Raw genomic sequence first — 18,444 nt, 5'->3', positions numbered from 1 at the left:
GGCGCCAGCAATCCCTTTTCAGCGGGCCAGGCCCGTGAGGAGGGCGGCGAGGCCGTGGTGGAACTCCTCGTCCGGCGGGATCGGGCGGGCCGTGCGGGCCGTCTCCGCCAGCAGGGGATAGTCGTCGGGCGAGAGGGCGGTCATGACGGCGGTGCCGGGGCCGGCCAGCGAGCCGAGGTGCTGCATCTGCAGCGAGCCGACGGTGTGGGCGAGGACGGCGCGCAGCGCCAGGACCCTGGGCCTTCCCGTGAAGCCCGCCGCGGTGAGGACGGTGAGGACGGCCTCCGTCCAGCGGTGCAGGCTCAGCGAGGTGTGGCGGTGGGTCATGGTGAGGGGGACGACCTCGGGGTGGGCGCCGACCGCCGCCCTGACGCGGTCCACCAGGGCCGTCACCTGGGCCTGCCAGGGGAGGCCGGGCGGAGGGGTGATGTCGACCTCGGCCAGGACCAGCTCGACGACCAGGCCTTCCAGCTGGTGGCGGTCGGTGACGTAGCGGTAGAGGGACATGGTGGCCATGCCGAGCTCGGTGGCCACGGCGCGCATGGAGAGGGCCCCGAGGCCGTCGCGGTCGATGACGGCCAGGGCGGCGGTCGCGAGGGCGGTGTGGGTCAGCGAACGCGGGCGGGGCACGGGTTGACAGCGTACAGCATACGCTCATAGCGTTCGTAGGCGTACATCGCACGCTTACGAATGGAGGGCCTGTCATGGCCAGAGGCGTTCGGGGGAAGCAGATCGCGGCGGGTGACGTGATCGCGGGGCGGGAGCTGCGCGCCGTCACCGGGGAGACGGTGCCGGTCCCGGATCCGGGACGGATGATCCACATGCAGTTCCGGCGCTTCGCGGGGTGCCCGGTGTGCAACCTGCACCTGCGGACGGTGGTGGCGCGGCACGAGGAGATCGAGGCGGCCGGGGTGCGGGAGGTCGTGATGTTCCACTCCCCGGCGCAGGAGCTGCTGCCGCACGTGGACGACCTGCCGTTCGCGGTCGTCGCCGACCCCGGCAAGGAGCTGTACACCGAGTTCGGCGTCGAGTCCGCCCGCCGGGCCCTGCTCGACCCCCGCGCCTACGGCCCCATCGTCTGGGGCGTCCTGCGCGACCTCGGCCCGGTCCTGCGCGGCCGCCGTCCCCTGCCGGCGCCGAAGCAGCCCAACGGACGCCTCGGCCTGCCCGCCGACCTGCTCATCGCCCCCGGCGGCCGCGTCCTCGCCGCGTACTACGGCTCCCACGCCTACGACCAGTGGTCCGTCGGCCACCTGCTGACCCTCGCCCGCACCCACCAGGACGTCCTTTCCTCCTGACCGTCCCGGGGTCCTGGCCTCACATCGGGCCGGGAGCCAGGGCCCGTCCGCCGCCGAAGGCCTTCTCGCGGCAGTCGTCCTGGATGTCCTGGAGGTCCACGTCCTCGCCGGGCAGACTGTCCAGGGTCCAGGAGACGTCGCCCGGGTCCGAGCCGGGGGCGGGGACCAGGCGGGCCTTGAGCCCTCGCTCCTTCAGGCACTTCACCTGGGTACGGACGGCGTCGGCGTAGTGCGGGTTGGTCCGCGGGTCCATCTCCGGCGGCAGGAGCGGCATCTTGTCCTCACACGCCTTGCGGCCCGCCTTCTCCCGCGCGGCGGTCCACTCCCCGCTCTCCGGCATCCCGTGCTTCCTCAGGCAGGCCGCGTACGCCTGCCGGAAGCGCGTGATCTCCTCCGGCGAGCTGTCCAGGCGCAGCTGCGGGCGCCCGCCGTCCGAGGCCCGCCTGGACGGGGAGGCCTTCGGGGTGTTCCCCGGGGTCGCCGTGGCGGTGGCCAGCGAGGCGACCCCGCTGTCCTTCGTGGCCGCCGCCGTACCGCCCGCTCCCTGGGGGTCGCCCGTACACGCCACGAGGGCGCAGGAGCCCGCGAGGACGACGGTCGCGAACCCGAGGAAGCGTTTCCCGGAAGGCCGGGTGCCGTTGAGGTGAATCATGCGACCGAGGATGGGCGGCTGATGTGAGGAACCTGTCAGGAGCCGGTGAGGTTCTGTTTTCTCTCCGGGGAGGCCGCGTCGAAGCAGTGCGCCGGTGAATGGCTCAGGAGGCGGCGAGGGCGTCGGTCGGGGGCAGCCGGGAGGCGCGGATCGACGGGTAGACGCCCGCGACCACGCCCGTCAGGACCGCTCCGGCGATCCCGCCGGCCACCGCCACGGGCGGGACGACGGGTGGCCAGCCCTGATAGGCGGCGTAGCCCAGCGTCGCCGAGACGCCGAGGACGGTGCCGAGCGCGCCGCCGAGCGCGGACAGGACCACCGACTCGGTGAGGAACTGGGCCCTGATGTGGCCGCGGGTGGCGCCGAGCGCCCGGCGCAGGCCGATCTCGCGGCGGCGCTCCAGCACCGAGACCACCATCGTGTTGGCCACCCCGATCCCGCCGACCAGCAGGGCGACCCCCGCCAGGCCGAGGAACAGCGCCGAGAAGGTGCTCTCCGCCGCCTGCTTGGCCGCCAGCGCGTCCGCGGGCCTGCTGACCTGTACCAGGCCCGGCACCCGCGGGTTGAGGGTGGCGGGCAGCACCGCGCGCACGTCCTCCAGCGCGTCCTCCCTGGCGCGCAGGTAGACGACGGTGGGATGGCCGTCGAAGCGCAGGTGGTCTCGCGCCGCCGTCCAGCCGACCAGGACCGAGCGCTCGATCTCCGGGGCCAGCGGCATCGGCCCGAGGATGCCGATGACCGTGAAGTACCGTCCGCCGACGAACACCTGCGGCGGCTCCTGCCCCCGGGGCAGCCGGTCGATCCCGAGCCGCCCCGCGGCCACGTGCCCCAGCACCACCGTGGGGAACGCCTCGGTCGCCGGCCCGAGGAACCGTCCCTCCTGCACGGCTCCCCCGACCGCCGCCAGCAGCCCCGGACGGGTCGCCAGCACCGTGATCCCCACCGCGTCCCCCGGGTCCACCCTCTCGGACCGCCCGAGCAGCGCATGGGTGTTCGCCACCGCGCTCGCCACCGTGACCGGCCCGATCCTGGCGACCATCCGATCGGCCGCTTCCGGCAGCAGCACCGGCGGATCCTGTCCCGGCATCGGCTCGGCCCGCAGGATGTCGGTCCCGAGCGCCGCCAGCCGCTCCGTCAGCGCCTGCTGACTGGACGCCGGTATCCCCATGACGATGATCAACGTCGCGATCCCGATGGATATCCCCACCGCCGACAACACCGCCCGAACCCGCCGAGTCCGAATCCCCACCACCCCGAGCCGCACCACGTCCACTCCGGAAAGCCGCACCGGCCTGACCACACCCCCGACCGCCCCCCTCGACGCCCCCACGACACCCGGCCCGGCCACCAGCACGTCCCTGTTCGCGACCCCCCTCGTGGACGCGACCCTCGTGGACGCGGGCACCTCGGCGGACGCGGGCACCTCGGCGGACGCGGGCACCTCCCTGGACGCGGGCACGTCGGTGGGCCGCAGCATTCTCTTGGCCCCCTGCTGTGGCGGCATTTCCGTCATTTCACGCTTTCTTGGTGGGTGTCGGCCAGGATGCGGCCGTCCAGGATCTCGATTCGCCGGGGTACCCGGGCGGCGATGTCACGGTCGTGGGTGACGATCGCGATGGTGGTGCCCTGGGCGTTCAGGTCGAGGAGCAGGTCGAGTACGGCCTGGCCGTGGGCCGAGTCGAGGGAACCTGTGGGCTCGTCCGCCAGGACCAGGGCGGGGTCGTTGACGAGGGCCCTGGCGATGGCGACGCGCTGGCGTTCGCCGCCGGAGAGCTGGTGAGGGCGGTGGCCCACCCGGTGTGCCAGGCCCACCCGGGCCAGCGCCTCCAATGCGCGGGGGCGGCGGGCGCGGTGCGGCACTCCTGCGTACAGCAGGCCGGTGGCGACGTTCTCCACGGCGGTCAGGCCGTCGGCCAGGTGGAACTGCTGGAACACGAAACCCAGGCGCCGGCCCCGCAGCGCCGACAGCCGCCGGTCGCTCAGCCCGGCCACGTCCTGCCCGCCGATCTCCACGGTGCCGCCGGACGGCCGGTCGAGCGTTCCCATGATGTTCAGCAGGGTCGACTTCCCCGATCCGGAGGGGCCGACGATGGCCAGCAGCTCTCCCTGCTCGATCACCAGCGACACGTCGTCCAGGGCCACCACGCCGCCTGGGTGGACCTTGCGGGCCCGGTGGAGCCGCAGCACGGCGCGTTCCGCTTTCCCGGCGGATCCGGTGATCTCGGACGCGCTCATGAGCTCGTCACCACGGTGAGGCCTTCGGTGATGCCGGGGCCGCCGACCTCGACCATTCCCCTGGCGAACAGGCCCGTCTCGGCGGCGACGAGCTTGCCGCCGGGGAGTTGCAGGGCGTATCCGCCCTCGCGGAGGGCGAGGAGGGCGCTCACGGGGACGGCCAGGACTGCCTTGTGGCGTTCGGTGGTGAAGTCGACCTGGACGGCGGCGGAGTCCAGGCTTCTGACGTCCTTGGCGCGGCGGGGGGTGGCCGTGACGGTCACCTGAGGGGTGCCGGAACCGCCGGAGCCGTCCGAGGGGCCCTCGGTGGTGGTGCGGGCGACCGAGGTCACCGTCGCGGAGATCCTCTTGGTGGACGGCAGGGTGACGGTCACCCGGTCCCCGCGGCGGATCGTGCCCACGTCGGTGGCGTCCACCGGGACGGTCACCACCTTGGTCACCCGTGTGATCGTCATCAGGTCCGCCGCCACGGGGTCGCCGAGGGCGGCCTTCACCACCCCGATCCGGGCGGCGCCGGGGAGGACGGCGATCTGGCCGGGGCGCAGGGTGCCGGTCGGGGACAGGCCCGCGTCCAGTTGCCACCGCTTCAGGGCCGACCGCACGCCGGCGGTGAACACTTCGCCGGGCAGCGCCGGGCGGTTCCTCGGGACGGAGGCCGCGGCTGACGCCGGCCCAGGGTCGTAGCCGAGGGCCCGCAGGTTCGCGGCCACCACCGTGACGTCCCGCCCCTGGACGCCGATCTTGCCTAGCGTGCGGAACAGCGGGGTGTCGCCGAAGAACACCCGTACCGGGCGGTCGTTCACCCAGTACAGCGCCCGCCCCCGGCTCACCGGCGCCCCCGGCTTCGGCAGCCTCGTGACCACCCCTTCACCCGCCCCTCGCACCACCCGCTCCGCGCCGAACCCCAGCGCCCCGGGCAGCGACCGGGTGTCCGCCAGATCCGTCCGCACCACCGTCACCGTCTCCACCGGCACCCGGCCCGCCGTCACCGGCACCGGCGCCTGATACCTGGCCAGCCCGACCGCCCCCGCCCCCGCCCCACCGATAACGACCAGCACCCCCACCCCGACGACCACCCGCCGCCACTGCCGCCCGCTCTCCCCCACCCCGTCCCCGTCACGCTCCCCCCGCTCACTCACCGGGCCACCCGCCGCACAACGGCGCCGAATTCGCCGCACCCCATCCCGCCGTACCGGCGCCGATAAAACGAGGCCGTGGCCGCGCGAAGCCCGCGGACGCCGCTCGGGCACGAGGGCGCCGCACCTGACGGTGCGATCCGCCTCGGGCGGGAGGGCGCCGCACCTGACGGCGCGACCCGCCTCGCGCGGGAAAGCGGCGCACCCGACGACGCAACCCGCCTCGCGCGGGAAGGCGGCGCACCCGACGACGCAACCCGCCTCGGGTGGGAGGGCGGCGGGGTGGGTGGAGGGGTGGTGGGGTTTGGCATGGCGATGAGGATGGTGGGGGGATGTCAGGAAGCTGTTAGGAAGTCTTAGTGGTCTGGTGAAAGCGCACGCCAGGGGGTGGTTGTGGCGGACAGTGGTGGGGCGGCCGACCTACCCTCGGGGGATATGTGCGCAGATGTCCTGGTGGCCGAGGATGACGTCAAGCAGGCCGAGCTGGTGCGTCTGTACCTGGAACGTGAGGGGCACTCGGTTCGGACGGTGCACGACGGGCGGGCGGCGCTGGAGGCGGCGCGACGGCGGATGCCGGATCTTCTGGTGCTCGACGTGATGATGCCCAAGGTGGACGGGCTGGACGTGTGCCGGATCCTGCGGGGCGAGTCCGACCTTCCGGTGCTGATGCTGACGGCGCGGTCCACCGAGGACGACCTGCTGCTCGGGCTCGATCTCGGGGCGGACGACTACATGACCAAGCCCTACAGCCCGAGGGAGCTGATGGCCCGGGTCCGCACGCTGCTCCGGCGCACCGGGGCGGGAGGCGCGCGGCCGGAGCCGGCGCTCAGGGTGGGGGCACTCGCGGTCGATCCGGTACGGCACCAGGTCAGCGTGGACGGCAGGGCCGTGGAGTGCACGCCGGGGGAGTTCCGGGTGCTGGAGCTGATGGCGGCCGAGCCGGAGCGGGTCTTCACCCGGGAGCAGATCCTCGGGCACCTGCACGGGTTCGACCGGTACATCACCTCGCGCACCGTCGACGTGCACGTGATGAACCTGCGCAAGAAGATCGAGCCGGAGCCGCGACGCCCCGTCCGGCTGGTCACCGTGTACGGCGTGGGCTACAAGCTCACCGACGGCGACCCGTGGAGCGACCCCGATGGCCCGTGACCTGCCGCTGCGCCGGAGCCTGCTCATGCGGCTGCTCGCGGTGTCGGTGCTGGTCTCCGTCTGTTCCATCGCGGCGACCGCCTGGCTGACCGCGCGCAGCACCACCGTGGCGATCCGGCAGGAGCAGGGCCAGGCGCTGGCCGACGACGCGATGGTCTACGACACGCTGCTCGGCTACGCGGCCGGGCACCACGACTGGACCGGCGCCACGGCCACCGTGCGCCGCCTCGCGCAGCGGATCGGCCGCCCCGTCACGCTGACCCGCGCGGACCGCGCCCCGATCGCCGCCTCCGGCGCGGCCTCGCTCCCGGCCAGGCCCACGGCCGTCATCGAACCGCTGGCCGTGGACACCGCGCTCGCCGCGAACACTCCGTCCGACCACATCGACCCGCGCGCGGTGGGCCCGTTCCGCCTGCCGCCCGCCGAACGCGAGAGGCTCCGCCAGGCCGCCGAACGCCGCGCCCTCTGCCTGCGCGGCGGCCTCGGAGTGGAAACCAAGATCGTGTACGGCCCGAGCGGGCGTCCGTCCGTCGCGACGCCGAGCCTCAACCCCGGCCTCGCGGCACGCTGCGCCAGCCCGACGCTCGACACCCCGACCCCGACGGAGACCAAGGCGCTCGCCCGCCTCACCAAGCTGGTCAATGCCTGCCTGGCCCGCCGCGGCGAGCCCGACGTCACGCTGGGGCTGGACTTCACCTGGACCCCCACCCCCGGCCCGGCCGCGCAGAGCCGGTCCGCCGCGGTCAGGGGCGACCTCGCGCGCAACGTGCCGGACTGCATCGCCGGAAGCCGCCGCGAGCAGCTGGCGCCGTACGTCGCGCCGACCGCCCTGCTGTTCGTCGGCAGCCCCGGCCGCGGCGCGTCCACGATCTTCGACCTCTCCCCCGCCAACCAGGCCAGGATCGCCGGCGTCGCGGCCCTGGTGCTGCTGATCACCGTGACCGTCACCGTCATCGCGGGCGTCCCGCTGGTACGGCCGCTGCGCGCGCTGACCGGCGCGGCCCGGCGGATGGCCGAGGGCGACGTGACGGCCAGGGTGGAGGTCACCAGGGGTGACGAGATCGGCCGGCTGGCGGACGCCTTCAACGCCATGGCCCGGCGGCGCGAGCGCCTGGAGGAGCTGCGCAAGGCGATGGTCAGCGACGTCGCGCACGAGCTGCGCACCCCGCTCAGCAACATCCGCGGCTGGCTGGAGGCCACCGAGGACGGCGTCGTCCCGCTGGACGGCTCGCTGACGTCGTCCCTGCTGGAGGAGGCCCGCCTGCTCCAGCACGTCATCGACGACCTGCGGGACCTGGCGGTGGCCGACGCGGGCGAGACGCGCCTGCACCCCGAGGACCTCGACGCGGCCGACCTGATCGCCCAGGTCGCCGTGGCGCACCGGGGCGGCGCCGACGCCGCGGGCGTCACGCTGGTCACCCGGGCCGAGGGCGACACCCGCGTGCGCGCCGACCCGGTACGGCTGCGGCAGGCGGTGGGCAACCTGGTGTCCAACGCCGTACGGCACACCCCTGCGTCCGGCTCGGTCACCCTGTCCGCGCGCCGCGACGGCGACCACGTGGCCGTCGACGTCACCGACACCGGCACCGGCATCGACCCCGAGGATCTACCCGTGGTCTTCGAGCGCTTCTGGCGCGTCGAGAAGTCCCGCAGCCGCCGCACCGGCGGCAGCGGCCTGGGCCTGCCCATCGCCCGCAAACTCGCCGAGGCCCACGGCGGCACCCTGTCCGCCACGAGCGTCCCCGGCGAGGGCTCGACGTTCACCCTCCGCGTCCCCGTTGACCCAGCCCCCGGCCCGCTTGTACGTTAATCCGGAATTTCGTAATAACGGAGGAACGGCGGTACGCGATGGACACGCTGGAGAACCGGCTCGCGGCCCTGGAACGCCGGGTGGAACGCCTGGAACAACACACCCCCGAGACCCACCAGGGCGACACGACCCCGCGACGCCTCGCGGACACCGTCCTGGCACCGCCCGGCGACCCCGCGGAGTCCCCCACCGAGAAGGCCGCCGGACCACAGGCCGCGGACACCGCCAAGCCCCGGACCGCGACCAGGCCCCGCGCCAGGGACGCCGCCGGGGACACCGCAGAGACCCGCCCCGGAGGTGGCGCCTCGCTGCGCCTGCTGGATCGGATGCGTGAGCACATCGGCGCCCGCGGCGAGCCGTCCGGCAGGATCGCCTACGTCGGCGCCGCGGGCCTGGACTCCCGTGAGTACCTCTGGGCCAGGGAGCACGAGGTGAGCGACCTCATCGCCACCGACCGGCCCGCCACCGCCGCCATGCTGGAATGCCTCGGCAGCCCGGCCCGCCTGGCCCTGCTCACCGCGCTGACCGAACGGCCCCGCACCCGCGCCGAGCTCCAGGAGGCCCTGGGCGAGACCTCGACCGGCCACCTGTACCACCACCTGCGCGAACTCCAGTCCGCCGGGCTGCTCGTGCAACGCCGCCGCGGCGAGTACGAACTCGCCCCGCACGCCCTGATCCCCTTGCTCACCGTCATCGCCGCCACCCACGACCTCACCGCCAACGCCGACCGCGCCGCCACCGAGGCCGAAGGATGAGTCCCGCCTTACGCGACCGGCTCGACCCGCACGCCCGCGCCGCGTGGCACGCCTGGGCACGCGGCGACATCGACGAGGCCGCCCACCTGGCCGCCGAGGCCGCGCCGCGGACCCGCGCGCACCTGTCGTTCCTCACCAGCTACGTGCGGGGCGAGTACGAGCGAGCGCTGGCGCACTACGGGACGGCTCTCCAGCGCAGCGGCCCGGATCAGGCCCCCGCACTCCCCCGCGCCCTGGACGAGGCGGCGGCCCACGCGCTGCTCCACCTGGACCGCCCGGCCGAGGCGTACGAGCATGTGCTGCGGCGGCGCGGGCGGCGAGCGATACCGCCCGACCTGCGGAACCGGGTGGACCACCCCCTGAAGGTGAGCCTGGCCGCCACGACCGTCCTGCCGCTCGCCGAGCACCCGCTGGCGCCCTATCTGCCCGCCGTCACGGTCACGCTCGACGGCCGCGAGCTGCTCGCCCACATCGACACCGGGGGCACGTTCCTCGTCATGGGCACCGAGCGGGCCCACGCCCTCGGCATCCAGCTGACCCCGGCCGGACGGGAGCACCACGGCACGACCCGCACCGACCTGTACACCGGAACGGCCGGCACGCTGACCCTCGGCGACGCCACCCTGGCCAACGTGCCCGTGGAGGCCATGCCCACCCTGCGCGGCAGCCAGGACGTGATCGTCATCGGCACCAACATCCTGCAGCGTTTCCTCACCACCATCGACTCCCCCGGCGGCCGCCTGATCCTCTCCCCGCGCCGCGCCGCCGGCCACCAAGCCCTTCTGGCCGCGCGGGAGCCGGTCGCGCGGGTCCCCTTCCACCTCTGGGCCGACCACTACATGATCGCCCGGGGCGGCTTCGGCACCCGCCACGACCTGAACTTCTTCATCGACTCGGGCCTGGTCTACGTCATCGCGGACGACGACGGCTCGTCCCCGCGCCAGGCCTGCCTGTACACCACCGCGAAGCACTACCGCTCGTGGTCCGTCCCCCGCGCCACCGCCGCCCTCCCGCACTTCCACCCCGGCGTCCCCGTCCACCTCGGCCCGCTGACCCTGGACGACCCGTTCGTGGCCACCACCCCCACCCGCAGACCCCCCTGGCACGACTTCGGCGGCATCCGGATCGACGGGCTGCTCTCCCACGCCTTCCTGTCCCGCCACGCCTGGACCCTGGACTTCGACCGCCACGAGTACACCTTCCGCTGACCACCCGGGATCTCACGATTGGGTATCGTCCGGCACACTCCCGGTTACGGCCTGGCAGGCTGGGCTGGTGCCCCAGCCGCTGCGTCCCGGCCAGCCACAGCGCCTAGGCCGATACGAACTGCTCGGTCTGCTCGGTTCGGGCGGACAGGGCGCCGTGTACCTCGGGCGCGACCCCGAGGGCGGTCTGGTCGCCGTGAAGGCCCTGCACGCCGAGCACACCCCGGACGCCGACGCCCGCCGCCGCTTCCGGGACGAGGTCGCCCTCATGCGCCGGGTGGCGCCGTTCTGCACCACGCGCGTCCTGGACGCCGACGTGGACGGCTCGATCATGTACATCGTCAGCGAGTACGTCGAGGGCCGCTCGCTGGAGCGCCTGGTCCGCGAGGACGGCCCGCGCAAGGGCGGCGGCCTGGACCGGCTGGCCATCGCGACCCTCACCGCGCTGGCGGCCATCCACCGCGCGGGCGTGGTCCACCGCGACTTCAAGCCCGCCAACGTGCTGCTCGGCCCCGAGGGGCCGGTCGTCATCGACTTCGGCATCGCCCGCGTGCTCGACACCACGGCCACCGCCTCCGGCGTGATCGGCACCCCCGCGTACATGTCGCCCGAGCAGATCGCGGGCGGCCAGATCGGCCCCGCCTCCGACCTGTTCAGCTGGGCCGTGACCATGATCTACGGCGCCACCGGCCGCCCCGCCTTCCCCGGAACGTCCATTCCCTCGGTGATGTACGGCGTCCTGAACCACATGCCCGACCTGTCCGGCGTCGCCGAGCCACTCCGCTCCCTGATCGCGTCCTGCCTGGCCAAGGACCCGGCAGCCCGCCCCACCGCCGAGTCCCTGCTGTCCGCCCTCACCCACGGCCGCGCCCCCGACCCCCCCGGCCCGTCCGACACGCGACGCGCCACCCCGTACGACACGCAGCGTCCCGCCGGGTACGACACGCAGCGTCCCGCCGGGTACGACACGCGACACCCCGACCTGCTCACCGTCGGCCCCGCCCCGCGGCGGACCGTCGCCTCCTCGGCCCGGCGCCAGGGCTTCGTGGCCGCGGGCGTCGTGGCCGTCATCGTGGCCGGCGCCGTGGCGGTGACACTGGTGCGCGGAGGCACGTCCTCGCCCCCCGTGGCGAGCCCGGCCGCCACGAGCGGCTACTCCGTGGGCGCGGGAGACACCACCCACCCGCCGCGCCCCGGCCGATACCCGGTGCGCTACCTCCTGGCGGAGTCCCACGGCTGGCGCCTGACGGTCGTCCGGATGGACATCGACGAGAACGGCCTCACCCTGCGCGTCCTCTACGAGAACAACACCACGCAAGCCCAGGCGCTGCGCTGCGACGACGAGTTCGGCGGATCCTTCCTCCGCTTCCCCACCACGAAGGTCTTCCCCGACGCCACGGTCTGCCGCGAGGTCGGCGTCGGCCGCACCTGGACCGTCCCCGCCGGCGGCACCTGGGACAGCTGGGGCCACTTCCCCCTGGCCGGCCACGGCGGCGAGCCCTTCACCGTGAACTGGTTCGGCTGGGGCGAGCCGACCCGCACCCTCACGCTGCCCCCCAGGTGAATCCCCTCCGGGCCTCCGCCTCGGCCTGAACCGTTCAGGGCCGACCAGCGCGTCCGGCGCCCCGTACGGCCCGGTGCTTTACTCCCCACGCTGAGCCACCCCACGATCGCAGCGGGAGACACGTGCCGGAACGGATCACGATCGGTAGGGGCGCAATGAAACTCGGCATGCCATCACTTCTGAGAGCCATACTCACCGCGGCACTGATGGCCGCGGGACTGGCGGCCGTCCCGGCCGCGCGAGCCGCCACGACCGCCGACACCACACCGCCGACCCGGCCGACGAACCTGACCGCGTGCCCGGTGCCCGGCTCGGGTTCATCGGCCTACGCCTCGATCTGCTGGACCGCGTCGACCGACAACGTCGCCGTCACCGGATACGACATCTACCGGCTGGAGCAGACCGGCTTCGTCAAGGCGGCGAGCACCACCGGCACCGTGGGAGGCTTCTCCGGCGTCTACGGCCGCCACTACACGATGTACGTGGTCGCCAAGGACGCGGCGGGCAACGTCAGCCCGCCTTCCACCCTGATCACCGTCTCCGCGAGCACCGGCACCCCGCCACCCACCCCGACGCCGACCCCGACCCCTCCCGGTGACGTGACCGCGCCGTCGCAGCCCTCCGGCCTGCGCGAGCCCTGCCTCGCCGACTACCCCGGCGTCTCGTTCTGCTGGAACGCGTCCACCGACAACGTCGCCGTCACCGCGTACGACGTCTACCGCGAAACCCCCGGCGGCTGGCTCCGCGCCGGCACCGTCCCCACTCCCACCGGCACCTTCCCGCTGCACTTCTACGAGAGCAGCGGCCTCGTCACGGGCACCCGCTACGTCTACGTGGTGGTCGCCAAGGACGCCGCCGGCAACCTCAGCGTCCCCTCCCTCCCCTTCAGCGCCCTGGCCCGCCAAGGTCTCCCCCGGCCTCCCACTCCCACCCCCACCCCCACGCCGAGCCTGTCCTGCTCGGTCGGCTACGCCATGAACGTCTGGTACAACGGCCTGACCGCCTCGATCACGCTGAAGAACACCGGCACGACCAACATCGACGGCTGGATCTTGATTGTCGAGTTCTCCTCCTCCAACTTCATCCTCACCTCCGGCTGGTCGGGTGACGTGATCCAGGACGGCAACAAGATCATTTTCAAGAACCTGCCCTGGAACAAAGTCATTCAGCCCAACATGACCATCCAGCTGGGCTTCAGCGCCTCCTACACCGGCACCCCGCCGTCCCCCATGAGATCCACCCTGAACGGAGTCCCCTGTACCGGCTGACGCCTAGCGGCCAAAGCGGTGGACGGCGGCCAGATGGTCCTGGAGTTCGGCGTGGCGGAACTGGTAGATCGGGCCCACCGCGCGCAGCAGGCCGAGGCGGTGGGCGTCGTCCAGGAACGCCATCAGCCGGCGAGGTAGCCGACCCCTCCAGGCGAGTCGGCTGGTGGCGATCAGATAGGCCATCCAGGCGTGGTGGCTGCCGGCCGCGAGACCGGCGGCGAGACCGAAGGTGAGCGCGTAGCAGAGCCCGACCGCGACGCCGAAGGCGGGAGTGTTGGTGAACCCGGCCCCGAGCCCTCCCGCCAGGCCACCGGTCAGGGCGCAGGTGGAGCCGACCGTGATGGCGCGCACGAGGTTGAGCGCCCGGTCGGCTCGCCAGCTCGTCTGCGGTGTGCCGGCCCGTCCCTCCGGGGTCGGGGACTCGGCCCAGGCGGTGAATCCGGACGCGAAACCGTAGGCGAGGCCGACCGAGAGCCCGGTGACGGCACCGGCGATGACACCGGTGGCGATGGAGTCGACGGTGAGCCACATCAGAAGCACCATCGCGACGCCGGCCCCGAGGCCGGCGACCAGCCCGCGCACCGGTCTGAACGCGGGCCCCGATCCGCGTCCACGCGGCCGCGGATCGGCGAAGCCCGGTGACTGTCCAGGCCAGGAGCGCGCCGCCACCGCGATCACGAGCCCGGCGGCCAGCCCGAACGCGAGACCGTAGACCAGGCCGGCAAGGGCCGGCGAGTGGCTGCTGGCGAGCCCGGTCCCGACCGAGGAGACGGCCGCGATCACGAGGGCTGTCACGAGGCCGAGGGCGAGCCTGATCGTGCGCGTGACGGCGCGGGTGTCGTGGGCCAGCCGCCACCAGGCCAGGTCACGGGTGCGGGGAGAGCCGTCGGCGTCGCGGGGGTGCGTGAGGTGGTGAGCGAGGTAGCCGAGCCGCCGCCGCATCTGGGCGGGGTCGTGGCGGCGGCGGGGCCGGAACGGCTCGGCCGGATGGACGCTGGGCGGACGGGTGTCGATCAGCGCCGCGATGAGCCGGTCGAACAGGTGGGCGCGCAGCGAGGCGGAGCCGGGGAACCTGACGGGGTCGAGGAGCTCCGCCGGGTCGGAGTGCGGGGTGGTGTAGACGGCGCGTAGCAGCCACAGCCCGAGCGGGGTGGCGGCGACCTCGGCAAGCGCGCCCCCGGGGCCCTCCTGGTGGGCGGTGCCGATGTGGGTGAGTACCCGCTCCCAGGCCGGTCCCGGCCGGACGGGCAGGCAGCGCCGCAGGTATCCGGCCGCCGCGGCCGGGTCCAGCGGGTCGGGTTCGATGACGAGGGCGGAGGTGAGCACGTCCCCGGCCTCCTCGACGGCGGCCCTGTAGTCGGAGGTGCGGCCGGTCACGATGAGCTGGTCGGCCCCGCTCATGGACCGGTTGAGCGTGGTGATGACCGCGGCCCGCGCGGCCGTGGGGAGCTCGTCCAGCCCGTCCAGCACCGGCAGGATCTCGCCGCGCGCCGCCAGGGTCGCGGGCGCCTCGGCGCCGAGGCTCGTGGCGCGCAGCGCCGGGTAGTCCTGGGCCAGCCGCGCCGCCAGCCAGTCCTGAAGGAGGGGGAAGGCTCCGGCGTCCCAGCCCGCCACCGACAACAGCACGGGCACCGGTTCGTGCTCGTGGCCCTGCCGGGTCGCCAGCAACTCGCGCAGCAACTGAACCGCCAGGGTGGTCTTGCCGGTGCCCGGCCCGCCCAGGATCACCAGGCGGCGCCGCCTCATCGCGCGAAACCGCGCGGCCAGGGCGGCGACGTCGTCGCTGGAGACGGTCAGCGGCGACGGCGCCGGGGCGAGGTTCGCCGGGTGGTCCATCAGCCGGTCGTCACCGGCCGTCCGCCACCGCACCGGGATCGGATCGGGATCGTCCAGCGACCGCAGCATCGCCTCCGTACGCCACTGCTGGCCGACCAGCCCGGCCAGCACCTCCTTGGCGACCGCCACCGCGTCCGGCGTCACCATCACGGGAGCGGTCCTCCTCCTCCACCGCCGCCGCGGCGGCGGCGGCGTCGTCGGAGGCGAATCGTACGAGCGGATGGCGGGCGCCGCCGAAGGCCCGGAGGCGGGGCCCCGGCCATGCCGGATCACGTCCCCCGCGCTCCCGGCGTCCGGAGGGGCGGCGATCGCCGCCGGCCCGGGCGCGCGCGGCCGATCGGCCGATCGCCTGCCGCCATCCCTCCCGGCGGGCCATAACAGCAACTCCCGGTAGGCCGCGTCCCACGCCTGGCGCTCGCCCAGGTCACCGGGGAGGGTCCGGCCGGATTCCCGGGCGACGCGCAGGCAGGTGTCGACGAAGACCTCCACGTGCTCCTGTTCGGGGCGCCCCAGCCGGGTCCGGCTGATCATTCCGGCGATCGTGCCGCGGCTCAACCGCAGCGGCGGCCGGCCGGCGCGGCGCCGCGGTGTCCGGGCGCTGGCCACCTCCAGGCCGCGGACCGAGATCTGAGCGGCGTCCTTCAGCGCCCGGAGCCGCTCCGCGAAGGCGAGACGGGGATCGGAGTCGTCGCGCACCTGAGTACCTCACCCTCAGCCGCCCCCGACCCAACCAGGTGTCCGGCGACGCCGGACACCTCTCGTGCCTGAAGCATAGGCCGCCACCTGCGGGCTCATCAGCCTGCCCGCGAACCCGTCCGTGTCCGTTGCCGGACACCGCGCCGGACACCGAGCGTCGAGCCGTGAGCACTCCGGCCAGGTACCGCCGGCGGCCGTGCGTCCGGAACGACGCGCCGCCCCCCGGCTCCATGGCCACCGATCCATCGCCGTTCAGAAAGGGGCGCGTCCCGTGCGCCGAACACTCTCCCCGTGGCTGATCCGTCTATGCCTGATCATCACGTGCGCCGTCACCCTCACGTCCGCCGGCTCCGCCGTCCCCACCCAGGTGACGGCACCCGCGGCCGGCACCACCGCCGCGGGCGACGTCGCGCTCTCCGGCCTGCGCTGCTCGGGGACCACCTGCCACTACTACTTCAGCCGCGCACGAACCGCGTGGATCAAGACCCGGCTCGACGCCAGGGAATGGACTACCCAGGCCGCGGCCCAGCTGATCTGCTTACGCGTCCCCCACAAGATCATCGCAGTGGTGTGCGTGCTGGGCTTCTCCCACCTCTACGACAAGGCCCGGGCCCACCTCGACGACGCCTACGACCGGCACGGATGCCTCGTCCTGCGGGCCAGGTTGAGCCTCAGGAAGTCGATCACCTTCAGCAGCGTCCCACCGGCCCACGCCAGATGCGCGTAGTCCGGCACCCGACGCCGCTCAGGCCCGCGCCTGGGCGGCGTCAATCCATCGCCGCCAGGGTGTCGCGCAACCGCGTCAGGTCCCGCTTGCGCGCCTCGTACGTCGCCCCGACCACCACCAGGAGCAGCCCTCCCACCGCGATCGGCATCCAGCGCGGCACCGCGAGCAGCAGTTCCGACACGTACGGCGCGAGCTCTCGCACCGCGACCCCGGCGAGCACGACACCACCGACGATCGCGGGCGCCTGGAGCCGGGACCGGGCCCCGGCGAGCAGCACCACCACCGCCGACAGCCCGAGTGCCAGCGACCGCCGCCATTCCGTGTCCGCGTACACCGCCAGCAGACTCGGCACCATCGTGAAGGAGAGCCCCGCCCCGTAGGCGGCCCACGAGGAGACGCGCGTGCTCCTGCGCCGCCACCACCCGAACCCCAGCAGCACCAGCGAGCACGGCACCGTGTACGCCTCGACGACGGTGACCTCCCCGGCCCACAGCCGCGACCACGAGGCCACGAGCAGCAGGAAGGTACCCGCGTACCTGAGCCCTTCCACGCTCAGGCTCCCCCAACCGGCCCCACGCCGGCCCCCCCACAGCGACCCGCCGAGCAGCAGCACCCCCGCCACCGCGCACCCCACACTCGCCGCCACCTTGACCTGCAGACCTGCCGCCAGCCCCACCGCCATGGCGTCCACCCCCAGGAACAGGACGGCACCGCCGAGCCCCCACCCCCGCAGGACCGTCACCCTCCCCGCCAACGCCACAACGGCGGCCACGATCCCCAGCACCGGCAGCACGACCAGAGTCGCCGGCTTGCCACCGAACGCGTACACCGCCGCCTCCACCGAAGCCGCCCCGGCGACGACCGCACAGGCCACCGCCCACCAGACCACCCGCCCCAGCACGGCCCCCGCCGCCACCCCGACGGCCAGCCCCACCAGCACCACCACCGCGACCGGATAGGCCATGGCGAAGGCCGCAGGAACGACGGCCACCATGAGCGCCCCAGACACCAGCGCCCCGACCACCGGCCGCCCACGGGTGCCGCGTGCGGCGAGCGCCAGGAAGCCGGCCGCCAGCATGCCGAGCACCACCACGTCGACCGGCGACGTCGCGTCGCCCGGCCACGGCCCACCGCCGTCCCATCTGCCCGTCCACAGCGTGTCCAGCCACACCGACGGCCCCGCCAGAGCGACCGCGACCCGAGGCAGCACCGTCAACGCCACCAGCATGACCACCGACCCGCCGGTGGCCATGCCCGCGCCCCGTACCCCGCGCCAGGGTGACCAGGTGGCGCCGAGCACCACCACGAGCGCGGACACCAGGTAGGCCGTCGGGCTCCAATCCAGCGACAGCCGCCCCAGCACCGCCTGCCCCGGAGCCGCCAGGGCGGCGATCAACGCGAGCGCGGTCCCCACGGTGACCAGCGAGGCCCACGTCTCCCCAGCCGCCGTACCAAGCCCGGCCAGCCGCCACACCACGAACGCACCGAGCAGAACCAACCCGAACAGCGGCACCGACCTGCCCAGCGCCTCCCCGGCGAAGTCCGCCGTGAGCGCGTGCGGCGCACCGAACAGCAGGGCGACGGCCGCGACCGCACCGCCGCAGACCGCACCCGTGGTCCGCACCCCCGCCCGGCCGTACCGCACCACCACGACATCCAGCGCCGCCGTGACCACCAGCGCGCCCACCAGCCAGGTAGCCGACCTCTCCCCCGCCAGCAACGGCAGAACCGGCTGCGCCAGCACCACCGCCACCGGAGCGGGCCCGCGGAGCGGCACCACCCGCGAATAAGCCACAAGGATCAGCGCGACCAGCCCGCACATCCCCGCCGAGTAATCCAGCACCCCGAAGGCGTCGACGCCGAGAAACCCCACCTGCCTGGCCGCATACCCGTCCAGCAGCAACAGCACCACCGCGACCCCAGCCACGGTCTCCGAGGTCGCCGTGAGCCCCCGCCGGACCAACACCACCGGCGCCAGCATGACCACCCCCGTGAACCCCGCCAGCACCGCCGCACGCCCCCCGATCCCCAGCACCCCCCAGCTCACCACCGTGAACACCACCGCCGCCACCGTCAGCAACAGCCCCCCGAGCACAAGCAACAGATTCTGCAC

At 73.8% G+C, this 18,444-nt stretch carries 15 protein-coding genes; 8 read left to right on the top strand and 7 right to left on the bottom strand.

Annotated features, from left to right (window positions below; translation table 11 throughout):
• Positions 1–18: 18 nt before the first annotated feature.
• Positions 19–630 carry a TetR/AcrR family transcriptional regulator C-terminal domain-containing protein gene (locus ACFP1K_RS33425; protein ID WP_380760963.1) on the bottom strand — a complete coding sequence of 204 codons (612 nt, stop codon included), beginning with the start codon at positions 628–630 and terminating at the stop codon, positions 19–21.
• Between the two features lie 74 nt (positions 631–704).
• Here ACFP1K_RS33425 and ACFP1K_RS33420 point away from each other — a divergent pair, with 74 nt between their 5' ends.
• The gene (locus tag ACFP1K_RS33420; protein WP_380760961.1) at positions 705–1,298 is read left to right on the top strand and encodes a peroxiredoxin-like family protein; all 594 of its coding nucleotides are present in this window, start codon (positions 705–707) and stop codon (positions 1,296–1,298) included.
• A gap of 19 nt (positions 1,299–1,317) precedes the next feature.
• Here the strand turns inward: ACFP1K_RS33420 and ACFP1K_RS33415 are convergent, their stop codons facing one another.
• From ACFP1K_RS33415 to ACFP1K_RS33400, 4 genes are all read right to left on the bottom strand, one after another.
• Positions 1,318–1,950: a hypothetical protein gene (locus tag ACFP1K_RS33415; protein ID WP_380760959.1), complete on the bottom strand. Its 633-nt coding sequence runs from the start codon at positions 1,948–1,950 to the stop codon at positions 1,318–1,320.
• 103 nt (positions 1,951–2,053) lie between these two features.
• The gene (locus tag ACFP1K_RS33410; protein WP_380760957.1) at positions 2,054–3,454 is read right to left on the bottom strand and encodes an ABC transporter permease; all 1,401 of its coding nucleotides are present in this window, start codon (positions 3,452–3,454) and stop codon (positions 2,054–2,056) included.
• Between the two features lie 5 nt (positions 3,455–3,459).
• Positions 3,460–4,185: an ABC transporter ATP-binding protein gene (locus ACFP1K_RS33405; protein WP_380760955.1), complete on the bottom strand. Its 726-nt coding sequence runs from the start codon at positions 4,183–4,185 to the stop codon at positions 3,460–3,462.
• Complete coding sequence (locus tag ACFP1K_RS33400) at positions 4,182–5,324, bottom strand: hypothetical protein (protein ID WP_380760953.1); 1,143 nt, start codon at positions 5,322–5,324, stop codon at positions 4,182–4,184. The genes ACFP1K_RS33405 and ACFP1K_RS33400 overlap by 4 nt, the downstream gene beginning before the upstream one ends.
• A 432-nt stretch (positions 5,325–5,756) precedes the next feature.
• On the opposite strand from ACFP1K_RS33400, the gene ACFP1K_RS33395 reads away from it, so the two are divergent.
• The 6 genes from ACFP1K_RS33395 to ACFP1K_RS33370 all read left to right on the top strand — a co-directional run bounded on the left by ACFP1K_RS33395 (position 5,757) and on the right by ACFP1K_RS33370 (position 13,072).
• Positions 5,757–6,470 carry a response regulator transcription factor gene (locus ACFP1K_RS33395; protein WP_380760951.1) on the top strand — a complete coding sequence of 238 codons (714 nt, stop codon included), beginning with the start codon at positions 5,757–5,759 and terminating at the stop codon, positions 6,468–6,470.
• Entirely contained in the window at positions 6,460–8,280 is a 1,821-nt protein-coding gene (locus ACFP1K_RS33390; protein WP_380760949.1) for a sensor histidine kinase, read from the top strand. The genes ACFP1K_RS33395 and ACFP1K_RS33390 overlap by 11 nt, the downstream gene beginning before the upstream one ends.
• Before the next feature lie 38 nt (positions 8,281–8,318).
• Entirely contained in the window at positions 8,319–9,035 is a 717-nt protein-coding gene (locus ACFP1K_RS33385; RefSeq protein ID WP_380760947.1) for an ArsR/SmtB family transcription factor, read from the top strand.
• Positions 9,032–10,243, top strand: coding sequence for a retropepsin-like aspartic protease (locus ACFP1K_RS33380; protein WP_380760945.1), 1,212 nt, complete (start codon positions 9,032–9,034; stop codon positions 10,241–10,243). Before ACFP1K_RS33385 ends, ACFP1K_RS33380 begins: the two co-directional genes overlap by 4 nt.
• A 67-nt stretch (positions 10,244–10,310) precedes the next feature.
• Positions 10,311–11,804 (top strand): serine/threonine-protein kinase, encoded by a 1,494-nt coding sequence (locus tag ACFP1K_RS33375; RefSeq protein ID WP_380760943.1) that lies wholly within the window; start codon positions 10,311–10,313, stop codon positions 11,802–11,804.
• 206 nt (positions 11,805–12,010) lie between these two features.
• The gene (locus tag ACFP1K_RS33370; protein WP_380760941.1) at positions 12,011–13,072 is read left to right on the top strand and encodes a cellulose binding domain-containing protein; all 1,062 of its coding nucleotides are present in this window, start codon (positions 12,011–12,013) and stop codon (positions 13,070–13,072) included.
• Between the two features lie 3 nt (positions 13,073–13,075).
• Here the strand turns inward: ACFP1K_RS33370 and ACFP1K_RS33365 are convergent, their stop codons facing one another.
• The gene (locus ACFP1K_RS33365; protein WP_380760939.1) at positions 13,076–15,604 is read right to left on the bottom strand and encodes an NACHT domain-containing protein; all 2,529 of its coding nucleotides are present in this window, start codon (positions 15,602–15,604) and stop codon (positions 13,076–13,078) included.
• A 271-nt stretch (positions 15,605–15,875) separates the two neighbouring features.
• Here ACFP1K_RS33365 and ACFP1K_RS33360 point away from each other — a divergent pair, with 271 nt between their 5' ends.
• Positions 15,876–16,331 carry a hypothetical protein gene (locus tag ACFP1K_RS33360; protein ID WP_380760937.1) on the top strand — a complete coding sequence of 152 codons (456 nt, stop codon included), beginning with the start codon at positions 15,876–15,878 and terminating at the stop codon, positions 16,329–16,331.
• Positions 16,332–16,371: 40 nt separating this feature from the next.
• Here the strand turns inward: ACFP1K_RS33360 and ACFP1K_RS33355 are convergent.
• The coding region (locus ACFP1K_RS33355) for an SCO7613 C-terminal domain-containing membrane protein (RefSeq protein WP_380760935.1) at positions 16,372–18,444 on the bottom strand (2,073 nt) is incomplete at its 5' end.

The organism is Sphaerisporangium aureirubrum, from assembly GCF_042658925.1.
GTDB classification, from domain to species: Bacteria; Actinomycetota; Actinomycetes; order Streptosporangiales; family Streptosporangiaceae; genus Sphaerisporangium; species Sphaerisporangium aureirubrum.
This window is presented reverse-complemented; position numbering and strand designations above follow the sequence as displayed.